The 16,893-nt window shown below is 72.8% G+C and carries 10 protein-coding genes; 8 read left to right on the plus strand and 2 right to left on the minus strand.

Annotation, left to right across the window (positions count from 1 at the left end):
* The first annotated feature begins 78 nt into the window (after positions 1–78).
* Positions 79–1,002, plus strand: coding sequence for a DUF3068 domain-containing protein (locus LCN96_RS07170; RefSeq protein ID WP_225271788.1), 924 nt, complete (start codon positions 79–81; stop codon positions 1,000–1,002).
* A 162-nt stretch (positions 1,003–1,164) separates the two neighbouring features.
* Complete coding sequence (locus LCN96_RS07175; protein ID WP_225271789.1) at positions 1,165–2,271, plus strand: NAD(P)H-dependent flavin oxidoreductase; 1,107 nt, start codon at positions 1,165–1,167, stop codon at positions 2,269–2,271.
* 78 nt (positions 2,272–2,349) lie between these two features.
* Here LCN96_RS07175 and LCN96_RS07180 read toward each other — a convergent pair whose 3' ends face one another.
* The gene (locus tag LCN96_RS07180) at positions 2,350–3,159 is read right to left on the minus strand and encodes a crotonase/enoyl-CoA hydratase family protein (protein ID WP_225271790.1); all 810 of its coding nucleotides are present in this window, start codon (positions 3,157–3,159) and stop codon (positions 2,350–2,352) included.
* A gap of 113 nt (positions 3,160–3,272) precedes the next feature.
* Between LCN96_RS07180 and LCN96_RS07185 the strand changes: the two genes are divergently transcribed.
* Genes LCN96_RS07185 through LCN96_RS07210 form a run of 6 tightly spaced genes read left to right on the plus strand, consistent with a single transcriptional unit; the run spans position 3,273 to position 10,361 of the window.
* Positions 3,273–4,820 carry an acyl-CoA synthetase gene (locus LCN96_RS07185; RefSeq protein WP_225271791.1) on the plus strand — a complete coding sequence of 516 codons (1,548 nt, stop codon included), beginning with the start codon at positions 3,273–3,275 and terminating at the stop codon, positions 4,818–4,820.
* Positions 4,810–5,709 (plus strand): Zn-ribbon domain-containing OB-fold protein, encoded by a 900-nt coding sequence (locus LCN96_RS07190; protein WP_225271792.1) that lies wholly within the window; start codon positions 4,810–4,812, stop codon positions 5,707–5,709. Before LCN96_RS07185 ends, LCN96_RS07190 begins: the two co-directional genes overlap by 11 nt.
* Positions 5,706–6,725 (plus strand): thiolase domain-containing protein, encoded by a 1,020-nt coding sequence (locus LCN96_RS07195; protein WP_225271793.1) that lies wholly within the window; start codon positions 5,706–5,708, stop codon positions 6,723–6,725. The genes LCN96_RS07190 and LCN96_RS07195 overlap by 4 nt, the downstream gene beginning before the upstream one ends.
* Positions 6,726–6,727: 2 nt before the next feature.
* Positions 6,728–7,876, plus strand: coding sequence for a thiolase domain-containing protein (locus LCN96_RS07200; protein ID WP_225271794.1), 1,149 nt, complete (start codon positions 6,728–6,730; stop codon positions 7,874–7,876).
* Positions 7,876–9,462 carry an acyl-CoA synthetase gene (locus LCN96_RS07205; RefSeq protein WP_225271795.1) on the plus strand — a complete coding sequence of 529 codons (1,587 nt, stop codon included), beginning with the start codon at positions 7,876–7,878 and terminating at the stop codon, positions 9,460–9,462. Before LCN96_RS07200 ends, LCN96_RS07205 begins: the two co-directional genes overlap by 1 nt.
* A gap of 38 nt (positions 9,463–9,500) precedes the next feature.
* Positions 9,501–10,361 carry an alpha/beta fold hydrolase gene (locus tag LCN96_RS07210; RefSeq protein WP_225271796.1) on the plus strand — a complete coding sequence of 287 codons (861 nt, stop codon included), beginning with the start codon at positions 9,501–9,503 and terminating at the stop codon, positions 10,359–10,361.
* A 12-nt stretch (positions 10,362–10,373) separates the two neighbouring features.
* On the opposite strand, the gene LCN96_RS07215 is transcribed toward LCN96_RS07210, so the two are convergent.
* Positions 10,374–16,835 (minus strand): hypothetical protein, encoded by a 6,462-nt coding sequence (locus tag LCN96_RS07215; RefSeq protein ID WP_225271797.1) that lies wholly within the window; start codon positions 16,833–16,835, stop codon positions 10,374–10,376.
* Positions 16,836–16,893: the final 58 nt, after the last annotated feature.

A 16,893-nucleotide genomic window follows, 5' to 3' on the forward strand; every position in this document is an offset into this window, starting at 1 on the left:
GACATCACGCACTGTCATACTTTGTTGCTCGACGATCGCAGACAACGACAACATGTTCTACAAAATGCGGAGGCCTCGATGGGTCGTATCTCCACGCTCGTCCTCATCGGGTTCGGGGCATTCTTCATCGCGCTGGCACCGCTGCTGAAATTCTGGGCGGCCGGCCAGATCATCTCCGCGCCGGCGAACCAGTTCGGCATCTCGCGGCTGGAGGCCAAGGGCGCCCAGTACTTCTCCATGCAGGACCTCAAGGTGCTGACCGGTGACCTCGACATCATCGTCACCACGCGCGGGGACGTGAAGGAGGCCAAGGACGACCACGTGGTCTGGGACGAGGCCACGGTCGTCAACGACGTCACCAACAGCCGCCCGCAGATCGACATCTCCGAGCGCCGCAGCGCCTTCAACAAGTACACGGGGCTGGCGGTGAACTGCTGCGCCGTCAACATCGAGAAGGCGCCGGTGACGCTGGAGGGGCAGATCTACAAGTTCCCCTTCGACGTGGAGAAGAAGACCTACAAGGTGTTCAACGCCACGGCGCAGAAGGCGTTCGACGCGACCTTCGTCCGCGAGGACACCGTCAACGGGCTGCCCGTCTACGTCTTCGAGCAGGACGTCCCGCCGACCAAGACCGAGACCCGCACCGCCCCCGCCAACGTGCTCGGCATCACGGGCGAGACCGGGGACGTGCAGGTGGACCGCTGGTACGACGGCAAGACGACGTACTGGATCGAGCCGGTCACGGGCTCGCCGGTGCGCCAGGAGGTGCAGCGGCACGAGGTGCTCAAGACGCAGGACGGCGTCGAGCGCACGGCCGCCTTCATCGCCACCGCCAAGATGACCGACGCGACCGTGAACGAGCTGGTCAAGAACGCGCAGGACGGCAAGAGCACCATCAACCTGCTGCGCAACATCATCCCGCTGGTGCTGCTCATCGTGGGCCTCGTGCTCGTCGCCGCCGGCGTGGTGCTCGGCCTGCGCCGCCGGGAGCCGGCCGAGTAAACAGCGGCGCAATTTCAGGGCCCGTGAAAACGGGCCCTTTTTCATTGACAGGCAACCTTAACTAGAACCAGTTATAGTCCAAGGTTACTCACCGGTACCAGACCAAAGGTTCTAGTCTAGAACGCGTTGCAGTTTGCGTGATGCCGGACGTATTGTCGGGCCATGCGGACACGTGTCACGGACATGTTCGGAATCGAGCTCCCGATCTTCGCGTTCAGCCACTGCAGGGACGTGGTCGCCGCCGTCAGCAGGGCGGGTGGCATGGGGGTGCTCGGAGCGCTCTACTTCACGCCGGAGGAGCTCGAGACCGAGCTCAAGTGGATCGACGACCACGTGGACGGCAAGCCGTACGGGGTGGACGTCGTCATGCCGGCCTCGTACGAGGGCGCCGACTTCGCCGCCGAGGAGCTGGTCGGCCGCCTCCAGACCATGATCCCCGAAGGCCACCGGGCCTTCGTCGAGAACCTCCTGGCCAAGCACGGCGTCCCCCCGCTGTCGGGCGACGCGGAGGCCGGCCGCGTCCTGCTCGGCTGGACGGACGCCACCGCCCGCCCCCAGGTCGAGGTGGCCCTGCGCCACCCCATCGCGCTCCTGGCCAACGCCCTCGGGCCGCCGCCCGCCGACGTGGTGGAGCTCGCCCACTCCCACGGCGTCAAGGTCGCCGCGCTCGCCTCGACCCCGCGCCACGCGCTCAAGCAGGTGGAGGTGGGCGTGGACGTCGTCGTCGCCCAGGGCACCGAGGCGGGCGGCCACACGGGCGAGATCTCCACCATGGTGCTCATCCCGCAGGTGGTGGACGCCGTGGACGTGCCCGTCCTGGCGGCGGGCGGCATCGGCAACGGCCGCCAGATGGCCGCCGGGATGGCGCTGGGCGCCGAAGGGGTCTGGACGGGCTCGCTGTGGCTCACGGTCGAGGAGGCCGACACCCCGGAGATGGCCAAGCGCCGCATCCTGGAGGCCACCTCCCGCGACACCGTCCGCTCCCGCAGCTGGACGGGCAAGCCCGCCCGCCTGCTCCGCAACGAGTGGACCGAGGCGTGGGAGTCGGAGGAGTCGCCGGGGACGCTGCCGATGCCGCTGCAGTTCATGCTGGTGTCGGACGCGCTGCGGCGGATCGGGCGCTCGGACGCCTCGGAGCTGGCCACCTTCCCCGCCGGGCAGATCATCGGGGTGATGAATCAGGTGCGGTCGGCCAAGGACGTGGTGTTCGGGCTGGTGGCGGAGTACGGGGAGGCGCTGGAGCGGCTGGAGCGCCTCACCGGGGAGTGACGGCTCGGAGGGGCACCACCGTGACGGCGGTCGCGACTCCGCGGCCTCGGCACCAGTGCCCCTCTGTGCATCAAGACGTCAGTGCCCCTCGTACGCGGCCGGCCGCTTCTCCCGGAACGCCCGCGTGCCCTCCTTGGCGTCCTCCGACCCGATCACCGGCCACCCCAGCTCGTCCGACACCTTCAACGCCTCCGCCTCCGCCATCCCCAGCGTGTCCCGATACGTCCGCAGGATGGCCTGCACCGCCAGCGGCCCCGACGCCGCGACGTCCTCGGCCAGCTCGCGGGCCGATGCCAGCGCCTGCCCGTCCGGCACCACCCGGTTGACCAGCCCCATCGACAGGGCCTCCGCCGCCGTGACGGCGCGGCCGGTGAGCAGGAGGTCCATGGCGTGGCAGTACGGGATCTGCCGGGGCAGCCGCACGGCGCTGCCGCCCATCGGGAACAGCGCGCGCTTGGCCTCGAACAGCCCCAGCGTGGCCGACTCCGCCACGATCCGCAGGTCGGTGCCCACCAGCAGCTCCGTGCCGCCGGCCACCGCGTAGCCCTCCACCGCGCAGATGATCGGCTTGGTCGGCAGGTCCTCGCGCAGCAGGCCCTTCCAGTGGAAGTTGGGGATCCGGGCCGCCCTGGCCTGAACGTCGGGGTCGGTGGACGGCTGGCCCATGGCCTTGAGGTCGGCGCCGGCGCAGAACGTGCCCTGCGCGCCCGTCAGGATGGCGACCCGCACGCCCGGCTCGCTCGACGCGTACGCCCATGCGGAGGCCAGGCCGATCAGCATGTCGGAGGAGAGCGCGTTGCGGGCCTCGGGCCGGTTCATGGTGACGGTCAGGACGTGGCCGTCACGTTCGATCCGGCAGTGGGGGGTGCTGATCGGCAGGAGCTCCACGGACGCCTCCGGAGTGACTAGATCAAGCGCTTGCTACGAAGTTTGGCCCAGGATACGCTCCGACAAACGAGAACAGGTTCCTGTTTTGCTCACTCCCGCGCTGAGGAGATCAGATGGGCACGCTCGGCTTCTGGAGGCTCGCGCAGGCGGATCCCGAGTGGATCGCGGCCGTGGACCCCGATGGCACCCGGCACCGCGCGGGCGACCTGCTGGCCCGCTCGAACCGGCTCGTGCACGGGCTGCGCGCACTGGGCCTCCAGCCCGGTGACGGCATCTGCGGCCTGGTGCCGAACGGCGCCGACGGGCTCGTCCTCTACCTGGCCGCCATGCAGGCCGGCTGGTACTACACGCCGGTCAACTGGCATCTGACCGGCCCCGAGATCGCCTACATCGTCTCCGACAGCGAGGCCAAGGCGTTCTTCGTGCACCCGCGCTTCGCCGAGGAGGGCACGAGGGGCGCGGAGGCCATCGCGCCCGAGCGCCGTTTCATGCTGGGCGACGCGGGCGGGGGGTTCAGGGCGGCGAGCGAGCTGGCCGACGGTCAGCCGGACACCGCGCCCGACGGCCGCACCGCCGGCGCCACGATGCACTACACCTCGGGCACCACCGGCAAGCCCAAAGGCGTCAGACGACCGCTCAACGGCCTCGATCCGGACGACTCAGCCGAGCTCATGACGTTCCTGCTCGGCCTGTTCGGCATCACCCCGGGCCGCCCGAACGCCCACCTCGTCACCTCGCCCAGCTACCACACGGCCGTCACGCAGTTCGGCGGCACGGCCCTGCACATGGGGCACACGCTCGTCTACATGGACAAGTGGGACGCCGAGGGCATGCTCGCGCTCTGCGAGCGCCACCGCGTCACCAACTCGCACATGGTCCCGACCCACTTCAAGCGCCTGCTCGCGCTCCCGGAACAGGTCAGGAAGAAGTACGACCTGTCGTCGCTGCGGTGGATGATCCACGCGGCGGCCCCCTGTCCCGTCCCGGTGAAATGGGCGATGCTCGACTGGTGGGGCGACTGCGTGTACGAGTACTACGCGGCCACCGAGGGCGGCGGCACCCTGGCCACGCCCGAGGACTGGAAGGCCCATCCCGGCACCGTCGGCAGGGCCTGGCCGATCAGCGAGCTGCTCATCACCGACGAGCAGGGCGAGCCCGTGCCGGCCGGCACCCCGGGCACGATCTACATGAAGATGATGGGCGTCCGGTTCGAGTACAAGGGCGACCCCGCCAAGACCGCCGCGAACCGCCTCAAGGACTACTTCACCGTCGGCGACATCGGCTACCTGGACGACGAGGGCTTCCTGTTCCTCTGCGACCGCAAGGCCGACATGATCATTTCGGGCGGCACGAACATCTATCCCGCCGAGATCGAGAACGAGCTCATGGTCCACCCGAAGGTGACCGACGTGGCCGTGTTCGGCATCCCGGACGAGGAGTGGGGCGAGCAGGTCAAGGCCGTCGTCGAGCCCGCCCCCGGCGCCGAGCCGGGCCCCGGGCTGGCCGCCGAGCTGCTGGCCTCCCTGGAAGGCCGGCTGGCCAGGATGAAGTGGCCCAAGAGCATCGACTTCATCGCCGAGATGCCCCGCGAGCCGAACGGCAAGCTGCTCAAACGCAAGCTCCGCGCCCCGTACTGGGAGGGACACGACCGTGCCATCTGATCCGCTGGTCGCTCAGCACGTCCTGGAGTTCCCCGGCGGCTACACGCGTACGACCGGACCGGTCATCGGCCGGTTCCTCACCGAGCTGCGCGCCCGCCGCATCGTCGGGGTGCGGACGGTGGAGGGGCGCGTGCTCGTCCCGCCCCTGGAGTACGACCCCGCGACCGGCGAGCCGGTGACCGGCGAGTACGTCGAGGTCGGCCCCGCGGGCACGATCACCACCTTCGCCTGGGTGGCCGAGCCGCTCGACGCCCACCCCCTGGACACCCCCTTCGCCTGGGCGCTGATCCGCCTCGACGGCGCGGACACCGACCTCCTGCACGCCGTGGCCGCCGACAACCCCAAGGCGCTCGCGGCGGGCACCCGGGTCTGGCCGGTCTGGCGCGACCGGCCCACCGGCCACATCACCGACCTGTCCCACTTCGCCCCAGAGGTCACGAAGATCGTGTCCAGCGTGCGCGCCGAGTACCGCCTCCAGGCCGGCGGCGCGCTGCGCGTCTTCCTGGAAGGCGTCGAGCGCGGCGTCCTGCTCGGCAGCCGCTGCGAGCAGTGCGAGAAGGTGTACGTCCCGCTCCGGCTGGCCTGCCCCGAGTGCGGCAACACCCTGCCGGACACGCTCGAACTCCCCGACACCGGCACGATCACCACCTTCGCCATCAACAACCTGCCCGACCCCCGGGCTCCGCAGGTGCCGTTCGTGTCGGCGTACATCCTGCTCGACGGGGCCGACATCCCCATGATCGCGCTCATCGGGGACGTGCCCGCGCACGAGGTGCGGCAGGGCATGCGGGTCAAGGCGGTCTGGGTCCCCGAGAGCGAGCGCACGGCGTCCATGGCGAACATCCGCTGGTTCGCCCCCACCGGCGAGCCTGATGTGGAGCTGGCATGAGAGACGTGGCGATCGTCGCGTTCGCGCAGACGCGGCACACCGGCACCGACACGGGGCTGAGCGAGCACGAGCTGATCCACCCCGTGATCAGCGAGGTCAAGGAGCGCACCGGGCTCAGGCGCTTCGGCTTCACCTGCTCGGGGAGCTGCGACTACCTGGCGGGGGCACCGTTCTCGTTCGTCTCGGCGCTCGACGCGCTGGCCGCCTGGCCGCCGATCTCCGAGAGCCACGTCGAGATGGACGGCGCCTGGGCCCTGTACGAGGCGTGGGTGCGGCTGCAGCACGGCGACCTCGACTCCGCCCTGGTCTACGGCTTCGGCAAGTCGTCGCTGGGCGACCTGCGGACGATCATGACGCTCCAGCTCGACCCGTACTACCTGGCCCCGCTCGGTCTCGACCAGCTCTCCTACGCCGCGCTCCAGGCCGCCGCCGTGGGCGCCGAACGCCAGGAGCTCGACGAGATCGTCCGGCGCAGCCGGGCCGACGGGCGCGGCAACCCGTACGCGTTCGACCTGCCCGACCCTTCGGACGAGGAGTTCGCCGTACAGCCGCTCAGGAGGACGGACGTGCCGCCCATCACGGACGGCGCGGCCGCGATCGTGCTCGCGGCCGGGGACCTGGCCGGGCGGCTGCACGCGAATCCCGCCTGGATCAGGGGCATCGCGCACCGCACGGAGCCGCACTACCTGGGCATGCGTGACCTGGCGAGGTCGGCCTCCGCCGCCGACGCCGGGCGTGCCGCCGGGGTCGGAAAGGGGCCCGTCGAGGTGGCCGAGCTGCACGCGCAGTTCCCGCACGAGGAGATCATCCTGCGCCAGGCGCTCGACCTGGGCGGCGAGACCGTGATCAACCCGTCGGGCGGCCCGCTGGCCGCCAACCCCGTCATGGCCGCCGGGCTCATCCGCATCGGCGAGGCCGCGCGCCGCATCCACGACGGGACGGCGGGCCGCACGGTCGCGCACGCCGCGAGCGGCCCCTGCCTGCAGCAGAACCTCGTGACCGTCCTGGAGGCATGACCATGGGTAACCGGTGTGCGGTCATCGGCGTCGGCCAGACGTACTACACGACCAAGCGCAGGGACGTCTCGATCGCCGGTCTGGTCCGGGAGGCGGCGCTGCGCGCGCTGGAGGACGCCGGGCTGACGTTCAAGGACATCGACGCCGTGGTGATCGGCAAGGCGCCCGACCTGTTCGAGGGCGTGATGATGCCGGAGGCGTACCTGGCGGACGCGCTCGGCGCGGCGGGCAAGCCGATGATGCGCGTGCACACGGCGGGCAGCGTCGGCGGCTCCACGGCGCTGGTCGGCGCCTCGCTGATCCAGGGCGGCGTGCACGAGCGGGTGCTCGTGGTCGCCTTCGAGAAGCAGTCGGAGTCCAACGCCACCTGGGCGCTGTCCACCCACCTGCCGTTCAGCGCGTCGCTGGTGGTGGGCGCGGGCGGCTACTTCGCGCCGCACATCCGCGAGTACATGCGCAGGTCCGGCGCGCCCGGCCACATCGGCACGCTGGTGGCGGTCAAGGACCGGCTGAACGCGCTGAAGAACCCGTACGCGCACCTCAAGATCCCCGGCATCGACCAGAAGATGGTCGAGTCCACGCCCATGCTCTGGGAGCCCATCCGCTACCTGGAGACCTGCCCGTCCAGCGACGGCGCCTGCGCAATGGTGCTGTCGTCGGAGTCGGCCGTCACCGGCACCCCCGCCTGGGTGCACGGCACCGCCATGCGCTCCGAGCCGATCTTCCGTGCCGGGCGCGACACGGTCAGCCCGCAGGCGGGCAAGGACTGCGCCGCCGACGTCTACGGGCAGGCCGGCATCGCCGACCCCCGGCGGCAGATCGACGTGGCCGAGGTGTACGTGCCGTTCTCCTGGTACGAGCCGATGTGGCTGGAGAACCTCGGGTTCGCGGCGGAGGGTGAGGGCTGGAAGCTCACCGAGTCGGGCGCCACCGCGCTCGACGGCGACATCCCGTGGAACGCCTCGGGCGGGGTGTTGTCCAGCAACCCGATCGGGGCGTCGGGACTGATCAGGTTCGCCGAGGCCGCGCTGCAGGTGCGCGGCATGGCGGGCGAGCACCAGGTGGACGGCGCCCGTACGGCGCTCGGCCACGCCTACGGCGGGGGAGCCCAGTTCTTCGCGATGTGGATCGTCGGACGGGAGAGACCCTGATGGAGTTCAACCACGCTGACCTGTTCGAAGGGCTCGCGGACACGATCGGGGAGCGGACGGCCGTCGTCTGCGGCCAGGAACGCCGCACCTACGCCGAGCTGGAGGCCGAGTCGAACCGGCTCGCCCACTACCTCCTGGACCTCGGCATCCAGCCCGGCCAGCACGTCGGCCTGCACCTCTACAACGGCATCGAGTACGTCGCCGGCATGCTCGCCGCGCTGAAGATCCGGGCCGTCCCGATCAACGTGAACTACCGCTACGTCGAGGCCGAGCTGCTCTACCTCTACCGGGACTCCGACATCAGGGCGCTGATCTACGACGTCGAGTTCGAGCCCAGGGTGAGCGCCGTGCTGGACCAGGCGCCGCTGCTGGAGCACCTCGTCGTCGCGGGCGGCCCGTCGGCGATCGCCTCGGCGGTGCCGTACGGGGCGGCGATCGAGCGCGGCAAGCCGGAACGCGGCTTCGCGCCCCGCTCGGGCCAGGACGTCTACATCATCTACACCGGCGGCACCACCGGCATGCCCAAGGGCGCGATGTGGCACGTCGAGGACCTGTTCATGGGCTTCGGCGGCGGCAACCCGTACGGCGAGCCGCGCACCAGCCCGCAGGAGGTCGTCGACGAGGCCGTCAAGGCCAACCCCATGGTGATGCTGGCCGCCTCGCCGCTCATGCACGGGGCCGCGCAGATGGCCATGTTCCTCACCTGGTGGATGGGCTCGACCATCGTGTTCGTGCGCAAGTTCGACGCCGGCGCGGTGTGGCAGGCGGTCGGCCGGGAGCGCGTGAACACCATCAGCATCACCGGCGACGCCATGGCCAGGCCGCTGGCCGAAGCCCTGGCGGACGGCGAGTACGACGTCTCCTCGCTGTTCGCGATCAGCTCCACCGGGGCGATCCTGACCGGCGCCGTCCGCGACCGCCTCCAGGAGCTGCTGCCGAACGTCATGATCATCGACAGCTTCGGCTCCACCGAGTCCGGCTACACCGCCTCCGGCGTGGCCGGCTCCTCACCCGAGAAGGGCCTGCGCTACCAGCCGAACTCCGTGGTCAAGCTGGCCGTGCTCGACGAGAAGGGCCGGCCGGTCGAGCCGGGCTCCGGCCAGCTCGGCACCGTGGCGAGGTCGGGACGGGTGGCGTTCGGCTACTACAACGATCCCGACAAGACCAGCCGCACGTTCGTCACCGACGAGGACGGCACCCGGTGGCTGCTCACCGGCGACCTCGCCACCGTCGACACCGACGGCACGGTGAACGTCTTCGGGCGCGGCTCCCAGTGCATCAACACCGGCGGGGAGAAGGTGTTCCCCGAGGAGGTCGAGGCGGTGCTGAAGGGGCATCCGGCCGTGTTCGACGCGGTGGTGACCGGGGTGCCGGACGAGCGGTGGGGGAGCAGGGTGGCGGCGGTGATCGAGCCGCGGCCCGGGGTGGAGCTCACCTCCGCCGAGCTGGACGCGCACTGCAGGCGGCTGCTGTCCGGGTACAAGGTGCCGCGCACGTACGCGTTCGTGACCGAGATGGTGCGCTCGCCGGCCGGCAAGGCCGACTACCGATGGGCCCGGCAGACGGCGGAGCAGGCGGCCGGATAGGGGGTGGATCGGCATCCGCCGCGGGTAGGGGCGGGCGGATGTTCGACGACTTCCAGGCCGGCCTGATCGACGTGGGCGAGACGGAGCTGTTCGTCCGGTACGGCGGCTCCGGCAGCCCGCTGCTGCTCCTGCACGGACACCCCCGCACGCACGCGACCTGGCACCGGGTGGCCCCGCTCCTCGCCCCGCACCACACCGTGATCTGCCCTGACCTGCGCGGCTACGGGCGCTCCGGCAAGCCGCGCACGACCCCCGACCACGCGCCCTACTCCAAGCGCGCCATGGCCCGCGACCTGGTGGCGCTCATGCGGGCGCTCGGGCACGACCGCTTCGCCGTAGCGGGCCACGACCGCGGCTCGTACGTCGCCCACCGCCTCGCCGCCGACCATCCCGGCGCGGTCACCCGCCTGGTCGTGATGGACGGCATCCCCATCGGCGAGGCGCTGGCCCGCGCGGACGCCAGGTTCGCGGCGGCGTGGTGGCACTGGTTCTTCCTCGGCCAGACCGCCAAGCCCGCCGAGCGGGTGATCAACGCCGATCCCGACGCCTGGTACCGGGGGACGGCCGAGCACATGGGCGAGGAGGCCTTCGAGGACTACCGGCGGGCCATCCATGATCCGGCCACCGTGCACGCCATGTGCGAGGACTACCGCGCCGGACTGACCGTGGACCGGGCCGCCGACGACGCCGACCGCGCCGCGGGGCGCCGTCTCGCCTGCCCGACCCTGTTCCTCTGGTCGGCCGAGGACGACATGGAGGAGCTCTACGGTGATCCGCTGGAGATCTGGCGTGCGTGGGCCGAGGAGGTGAGCGGTCAGGTGATCGGCAGCGGGCATCACATGGCCGAGGAGGCGCCGGACGAGGTGGCGGCGGCCCTGCTGGCCTTCCTCCGCTCGTGACCCCTGGTCGTCCTAGTTGAGGCCGCGTATCTCCGCCTCCACCTCCTTCGCGTCGTGCGTCCGGCCGGTCTTCTCCAGCAGCCTCAGCCGGCCGAGCAGCACGTCCCGCAGCAGGTCCGGCTCCGCGACCGCGACCGGCAGCTCGCGCAGCAGGTCGGCGGAGACGCGCAGGGCGGCGTCGGCGGCGTCGTCCCTGCCCAGCTCCTGCTGGCAGAAGCCGAGCCGGGCGTGCGCCACCGCCCTGGTCAGCTCGTCGCGCGTCACCTGCGTGCTGCGGTGGAAGACGAGCCCGGCCTCCAGCGCCCGGCCCGCCTCCATCAGCGCGTCGCCCAGCATGAGCATCGCCCGCGACAGCAGCCCCGCCTGCATCGGGTTCCCCGGCGAGAACCGCTCCAGCGCCGCCACCGCCTCCCGCAACGGCAGGATCGCCTCGGCCGCCAGCTCCCGCATCCGCAGCGCCGAGGCCAGCGTGAGGCAGGCGCCCGCGCGGCTGGTGTGCAGGGCCTGCGCGTTCATGCCCGTGGTCAGCAGCTCGTCGTAGATCGTGATGGCCTCGCGCGCCCGTGCCTCCGCCTCATCTCCGCCGTCCAGCCGCAGCAACTGCATCAGCTCCGAGCTCTGAGCCAGGGAGTCGGCCAGGATCGCGCGGTGCGTCAGGTCGTCGGGGGAGCGTCTGGCCAGCGGGATGAGGCTCTCGACGAGCTCGTTCGCCGCCGCCAGCTCGCCGAGCATCATGTGGCACCTGGCCATCCGCTGGGTGGCCAGGGCGTGCTTCACGGTGCCCGGTTCGTGGCCGGTCGTGGCGGTTCGTGCGTACTCGGCGGCCTCCTGGGGTCGTCCGGCGGTCAGGAGGTCGTCGGCGATCAGCGCCGCCGTCTCGGCCGCGGGCAGCGGCTCCCGCAGGTCGGTGAACAGGCGCAGGCCCTCCACGAGGTGCGCCATCGCCTCCTGCTCGCGCCCGAACGTCCGCAGCACCCGGCCGCGCACCTGGATCGCCTGCGCCCGCACCCGCCGCGGATCGATCTCCACCGGGATCTCCTGCCACGCCTCCCCTGCAGGTCCCCCTCCGGTTCGGGCAACTTCGGTGGGGGACGCCTCCTCGGCGCGGTCCAGCTCGGCCAGTGACCAGGCGATCGCGTCCAGGGCGGCCTGCGGGCGGTCCAGCGCGGCCAGGGTGGAGCCGAGCTGCGCGTAGGTGACGGCGGCGACGGCCGGGTCCTCCAGCTCGTCGCAGAGATCGGCGGCCCGCTCGCCATGGGCCAGCGCCTCGACGGTCCGGCCCCGGTCGAGCAGCTCGGCGGCGTAGCGGTGCAGGGTGGCCGCGAGCATCCGGGCCGGCCACTCCTCGCCCGCCTGCGTCGCCTGGTACTGGGTGAGCAGGTCGATGGCCTGCTCGTGCACGGCCAGCCCCACCAGGCCCGCACCGGTCCGGGGGGCGGACGGAACACCGACTTGGGCGCCGTGCTGGGCGCCGTGCTGGGCGCTGTGCTGGGCGCCCGTCCGAATGCCGGTGCGGGCGCCGGGCAGGGCGGCGAGCGTGGCGAGGGCCGAGGCGAGGGGCAAGCGGTAGGCGGGCGAGACCGTGGCCGGCTCCCGGTGGACGCGCACGCCCAGCTCACCGACCGCGACGGCACTGGCGACGTCCCCCGCCCGCACCGCCCCGGCGCAGAGCCGCGCCAGGCACCGCCCGTACCGGTCGTACAGCCTCACCGCACCGCTCAGCGGCACCTCCCGCTCCAGCGCCTCCGTGAACGCGGTGAGCGGCCCCACCAGCCCGTCCACCACCACCCCCGGCTGCCCGGCGAACCGGCCCAGCTCCGCCACCACGTCATCCAGCACCGCCACCCCGGGCAACGGCCGCAGCCCGAGGACCTGGGCGTACAGGGCGATTCCCGCTCCCGCCCCCTCCTCCTCGACCCGCATCCTGGCCAGCCGCACCAGCGCCAGCAGATGCACCCCGACGAGATCGTGCGGAACGCTCCCGAGCCGGGCCGCCGCCGCCGTCCCCTCGGCCAGCCGGTCGTGGGCGGCGTCGCTCTCGTGCAGCTCCGCCAGGCAGAGCCCGGCCAGCTCCAGGCAGGTGGCGGCGAGCAGCCGCTCCTCGTCCGTGGCTGGGGACGGGACGAGGTCGAGCGCGCGGGTGACCGACCGCAGCGCGCCGTCGGGGTTCCGCGCGGTGAACCGGATCCCGGCCTGCAGCCGCAGAACCCCGGCCAGGGCCGGAGGCGGCGCGGCGCGCTCGGCCACGAGCCGCTCGTACAGCTCGACCGCCCGGTCCGCGGCGGCCTCCGCGTCGGACGGGCAGGCGGCGCGCGCCAGGGCGACCGTCTCCAGCACCATCAACCGGCCCAGCTCCGTACGGAACCCGGCGCTCGCCCCGGCGTGCGGGTCGTACGACTCGATGGCCGTGAGCAGGTGCGGGATGGCCTCCTTGCACCGTCCGAGCCCCACGAGCGAGCGCCCGAGCGCCGCGGCCACCATGCCGACGGCGAGCGCGTGCGGACGGTCGTCCCCGGCCTGCCGCTGGAGCAGCCCGGCCGCCTGCATCGCCAGCACGAACCCGTCCCCGGCCCGCCCCGCATCCGCCCAGGCCCGGGCTAGCGTCGCCTGAGCGGACAGGTACGCATGAACCTGCTCGTTCCCCGGCGTACCGGCACTCTCGACGGCCTCCCTGCACTCGGCGAGTCGCCGCTCCGCCCGTTCCACCGCCTCCTCCTGCTGGGACCCCGGCGGCAACCAGGGCTCCTCGGCGCGGTGATCGGTGCGCTCCTCGGGCCGCGGGGCGGATCCGAGCCGGCCGCGTGCCTCGTCGCGGTGGGCGAGGTAGGCGTCGTCCTCCAGGGCCAGCACGTCGTACAGCTCGGCGGCCAGCTCCAGCTGCGCCAGGCCGTCGGCGGTCCTGCCCAGCTCGTCCAGGCAGAGGCCGAGCAGCCACCTGCCCCTGGCCAGGGTGTCCGTGCCCCGTTCCGCCGTCACGGTCATGGCCTCCTGCAGCGGGGCGAGCGCCTCCTCCGGGCGGTCGTCCATCAGCAGCAGCTCGCCGAGGTCGAGGAGCCGGTCGGCGAGGGCGGGGCGGTGCTCGCCGGGTTCGAGGGTGACGAGGGCGCGCAGGTTCCGTACGGCTTCGGCGGCGGAGCGCGCGGCGGCGTCCAGGTCGTCCAGGCTGACATGCAACCTGGACAGCACGGCCGCCGCCGACGCCAGCATGGCCCGCAGCCCCGGCTCCTCGGCGGCCAGGCCACGCAGCCGCGCGACGGCCTCGGCGGCCGGGGCGCGGGCGTCGGCCTGCCTGTCGTGCCGCTCCAGCCAGCCGGCCGTCAGGTGGAGGTCGTGGGCGACGTTCCTGCTGGTGGGGGCGGTGTTCTTGACGGCGGACGTGGCAGCGGCGGCCAGGCAGGCGGCCAGATCGGGCAACGCGGTGGCGACTCCGATCCCCTCGAACGGGGTCAGCGGGCCTGGAGAGCGCGCAGTGCCTGCGCCTGCACCTGCGCCTGTACCTGCGCCTGTGCCTGCGACCGTGCCTGCGACCGTGCCTGCGACCGTGCCTGCGACCGTGCCTGCGATCGACGCGGGCAGCACGGCCAGGATCCCTCGCAGCTGGGACGCGAGCGCCGCGTCCCCGCCCGCCGCCTCGAACGCCTCCACCGCCTCACCCAGCCGCCCTAGCTCCAGCGACGCGCAGGCGACGTTGTAGTGCGCCCTGGCCGCCTGCTCCGCGTAGCGGGGATCCTCCTCGGCCAGGATCCGGTAGCGGGCCGCCGCCTCCTGCGCGGGCTTGAACGCCTTGTCCGCCTCACCACCGAGGAGCAGACACGCCCCCAGGCAGCACAACGCCTCCGCCCGCCCGGCCGCCTCCTCGTACGGGGGAGCCCCCGCGTACGTCTCCACGGCCTCGGCCGCCGCGACGACCGCCTCCCCGCCCCTGCCCACGGCGGTCAGCGCCCCGCACAGCCAGGTCAGCGCCCGGGCCAGCGCCAGCCGCCCTCCGCTACCGCGCCGATGCCGTACGACCAGCTCGGCCAGCGTCACATCGAGCGCCCGACACCCCAGCCCGCCCTCCCGCGTCTGCCCGCCGGCCTCGCGCGTCTGCGGCCCGCTCGCCTTCGCCGGCGGTTCGGCCGAGATCGCAGATGCGGTCTCGGCGAGCTGCCGGTCGCCGGCGAACAGCACGAGCGCGGCATTCAGCGCGTCACCGAGCCCGGTGGCGGGATGCGCCACGGCCTCCTCGACCAGCTTGCCCAGGCGGCTGGCGACCAGCGACCACAGTGCCGCCCTGACCGGCCTCCTGCCCGCCGACAGGCGCAGGACGTCGAGCATGCGGACGAGGTGATGAACGGTGCACCCCTCGTGGTCGTGCACGGCGAGCACCAGCGCGTCCAGGTCCTCGGTCTCGGCCAGGAGCTGCTCGGCTACCAGATCGGGCCCGAGCGGAGCCGTCCTCCCGCCGCGCAGGTGCTCAGGAGAGGCCGGGAACAGCCGCGTCAGCCAGCGGGCGACGGCGAGCGTGCCGTCGCGGGCAGCGGTGCCGGCAGCGAGTGCGCCGTCGCGGGCTGCGGTGCCGGCAGCGAGTGCGCCGTCGCGGGCTGCGGTGCCGGGAACGAGCGTGCCGTCCCAGGTCTCGGTTCCGGGGGCGGGCGCGGCGTCACTCGACCGGCCGGAGGTCCGGGCGCGCAGGCCAGGAACGGTCGTCAGGAGGCCGGGCAGCTCGGCCGGGGTCGGCGTGGTCAGCGTGAGGACCGCCACCGCCTGCCACGCGGTCGCGTCGCCGAGACGCTCCTCGTCCTCCGGCCAGACCCGCGCCCACTGACCGCGTTCACGCGCCAGGAACCGCCCGATCAGCCCACTGCCACCCTCCCCACCTGCGGCGGCCCCGCCCAGCAGACGCCCTTCGCCCGCACCTGCGGCGGCCCCGCCCAGAAGGCTCCCTTCGGCAACAGCCGTAAGGCGCCCTCCGGCCTCGCCCGAGCCACCGCCCGAAGCCCCGCCTGCCGCCCGATCCGGCTCCCCACCACCTTCGGCACCCTCATCACACAGCCGCAGCAACGCCGCCAGATGGACGTGCAGCGGAAGACCGTACTCCGGGTCATCGAGAGGAGGCGGCGAGGGAAGAGCGGCCCGGCTGGGCGCGAACGCCTTCATGGCGGCCAGCGCATGCTCGGTCCGCTCCGCGAGCGTGAGCGGACGGCTGTTGAGCTGCACGGTCGTGGTGTTGAGCCGCCTGAGCCAGCCCCCCGCCGCCGTGTCCAGCCGCCGCCACCACTCCGCCTCCCCAGGCTCACGAGCCACCAGCAGCACCCGTACGCGAGCGTTGTGCCCGTGCTTGGCCAGCCGCCGCACCAGCTCACCCACCACCGGCGAGGACCGCTCGGGCCGATCCACCACGACCAGCGTGGGCCGCACCGCGTCGAGCACCACGACGTCATCGGCCAACAGCCCGCTCACCGCGTCCAGGCTCAGGAACCCCGCGTCCCACCCGGCCCCCGCCAGCTCCCCGCACAGCTCGCCCGCCAGCCGCGTCTTCCCCGTCCCGCCCCGCCCGCTCAGCACCGCGATCGACAGTGGCACCGGCTCGGCGGCCCAGGACCGCAGCTCGTCCAGCTCCTCGCCCCGCCCCAGGAACGGCACCACCGCGTGCCGCGCCATCAGCAACACCCAGTCGGGGCAGTCCTGCGGCAACCGTTCACGGGCCGGCAGGAGCAGCGCGGGCAGGGCCACCGAACGGTCCTGCTCGGACACGGTCTCCAACGGCCCTGGCGGCACCCCCACCAGCTCGCGGAAGCGCGCATCCCGTAGCAACGCGGTCACGGGCACGGCGTCCAGGCGGCGCTGCGCCGGCCCGCCGGGGCCGGGTGCGGCGGCCAGGTGGCGGCGCCCGTGCGCGTCCGGATCGAGGACGTGGCGCTGCGTGTCGTCGCCGGAGCCGGGGAGGGCCACGCCCACGAGCTGCCCGGCGGGCTCAGCGAGCAGAACGGCTCCGGACATGCCGTGCCACAGCGAGGCCGGTGCCGCATCAGGCTCGGGGGAGAGCACACTCACCCCCAGCACCTTCGACACCGCACCGATCGGCGGGCTCACCAGCCCGGACAACGTCTCCGGATCCCGCGCCCCACCCCGCCGCTCCCCGACCCGCGAAAACCCCCGGGCCAGGCAACGCAGCCGGTAGGCGCCGCCCGCCACCCTGGCCCAGCGATTGTGCTCGATCCCCGGCAGCTCCCCCCAGGCCGCCTCCACCACGCGCAGCAGCACGGCGTCCGCGCCACCGCGCCCGCGCCACACCGGCTCGGCCGCGAGCCACCGCCCGGACCACGAGGGCCGTACGTGACAGGGCGCGCCGGGCTCCACCACCTGCCCGGAGGTCAGCACCAGGTCGGCACCGACCGCGTACCCGGAGCCGGTCACGCCGACGAGGTCGTCATGGCCGGAGAAGACCTCGACGGCCCGGTCGAGCCCGAGGCGGAGTGGTGGCGTGTCCATGGGTCCGCTACCTGTCAGCTACGTACGGAAGATAAGCCCCCGATCAGCGCCTGATCTC

This window comes from Nonomuraea gerenzanensis (assembly GCF_020215645.1).
Lineage (GTDB): Bacteria > Actinomycetota > Actinomycetes > Streptosporangiales > Streptosporangiaceae > Nonomuraea > Nonomuraea gerenzanensis.

What these genes read in the sequence shown, in the direction of transcription:
- LCN96_RS07170 (WP_225271788.1), top strand. Translation starts at nt 79, where the DNA reads ATGGGTCGTATCTCCACGCTCGTCCTCATCGGGTTCGGGGCATTCTTC.
- LCN96_RS07175 (WP_225271789.1), top strand. Translation starts at nt 1,165, where the DNA reads ATGCGGACACGTGTCACGGACATGTTCGGAATCGAGCTCCCGATCTTC.
- LCN96_RS07185 (WP_225271791.1), top strand. Translation starts at nt 3,273, where the DNA reads ATGGGCACGCTCGGCTTCTGGAGGCTCGCGCAGGCGGATCCCGAGTGG.
- LCN96_RS07195 (WP_225271793.1), top strand. Translation starts at nt 5,706, where the DNA reads ATGAGAGACGTGGCGATCGTCGCGTTCGCGCAGACGCGGCACACCGGC.
- LCN96_RS07200 (WP_225271794.1), top strand. Translation starts at nt 6,728, where the DNA reads ATGGGTAACCGGTGTGCGGTCATCGGCGTCGGCCAGACGTACTACACG.
- LCN96_RS07205 (WP_225271795.1), top strand. Translation starts at nt 7,876, where the DNA reads ATGGAGTTCAACCACGCTGACCTGTTCGAAGGGCTCGCGGACACGATC.
- LCN96_RS07210 (WP_225271796.1), top strand. Translation starts at nt 9,501, where the DNA reads ATGTTCGACGACTTCCAGGCCGGCCTGATCGACGTGGGCGAGACGGAG.
- LCN96_RS07215 (WP_225271797.1), bottom strand. Translation starts at nt 16,835, where the DNA reads ATGGACACGCCACCACTCCGCCTCGGGCTCGACCGGGCCGTCGAGGTC.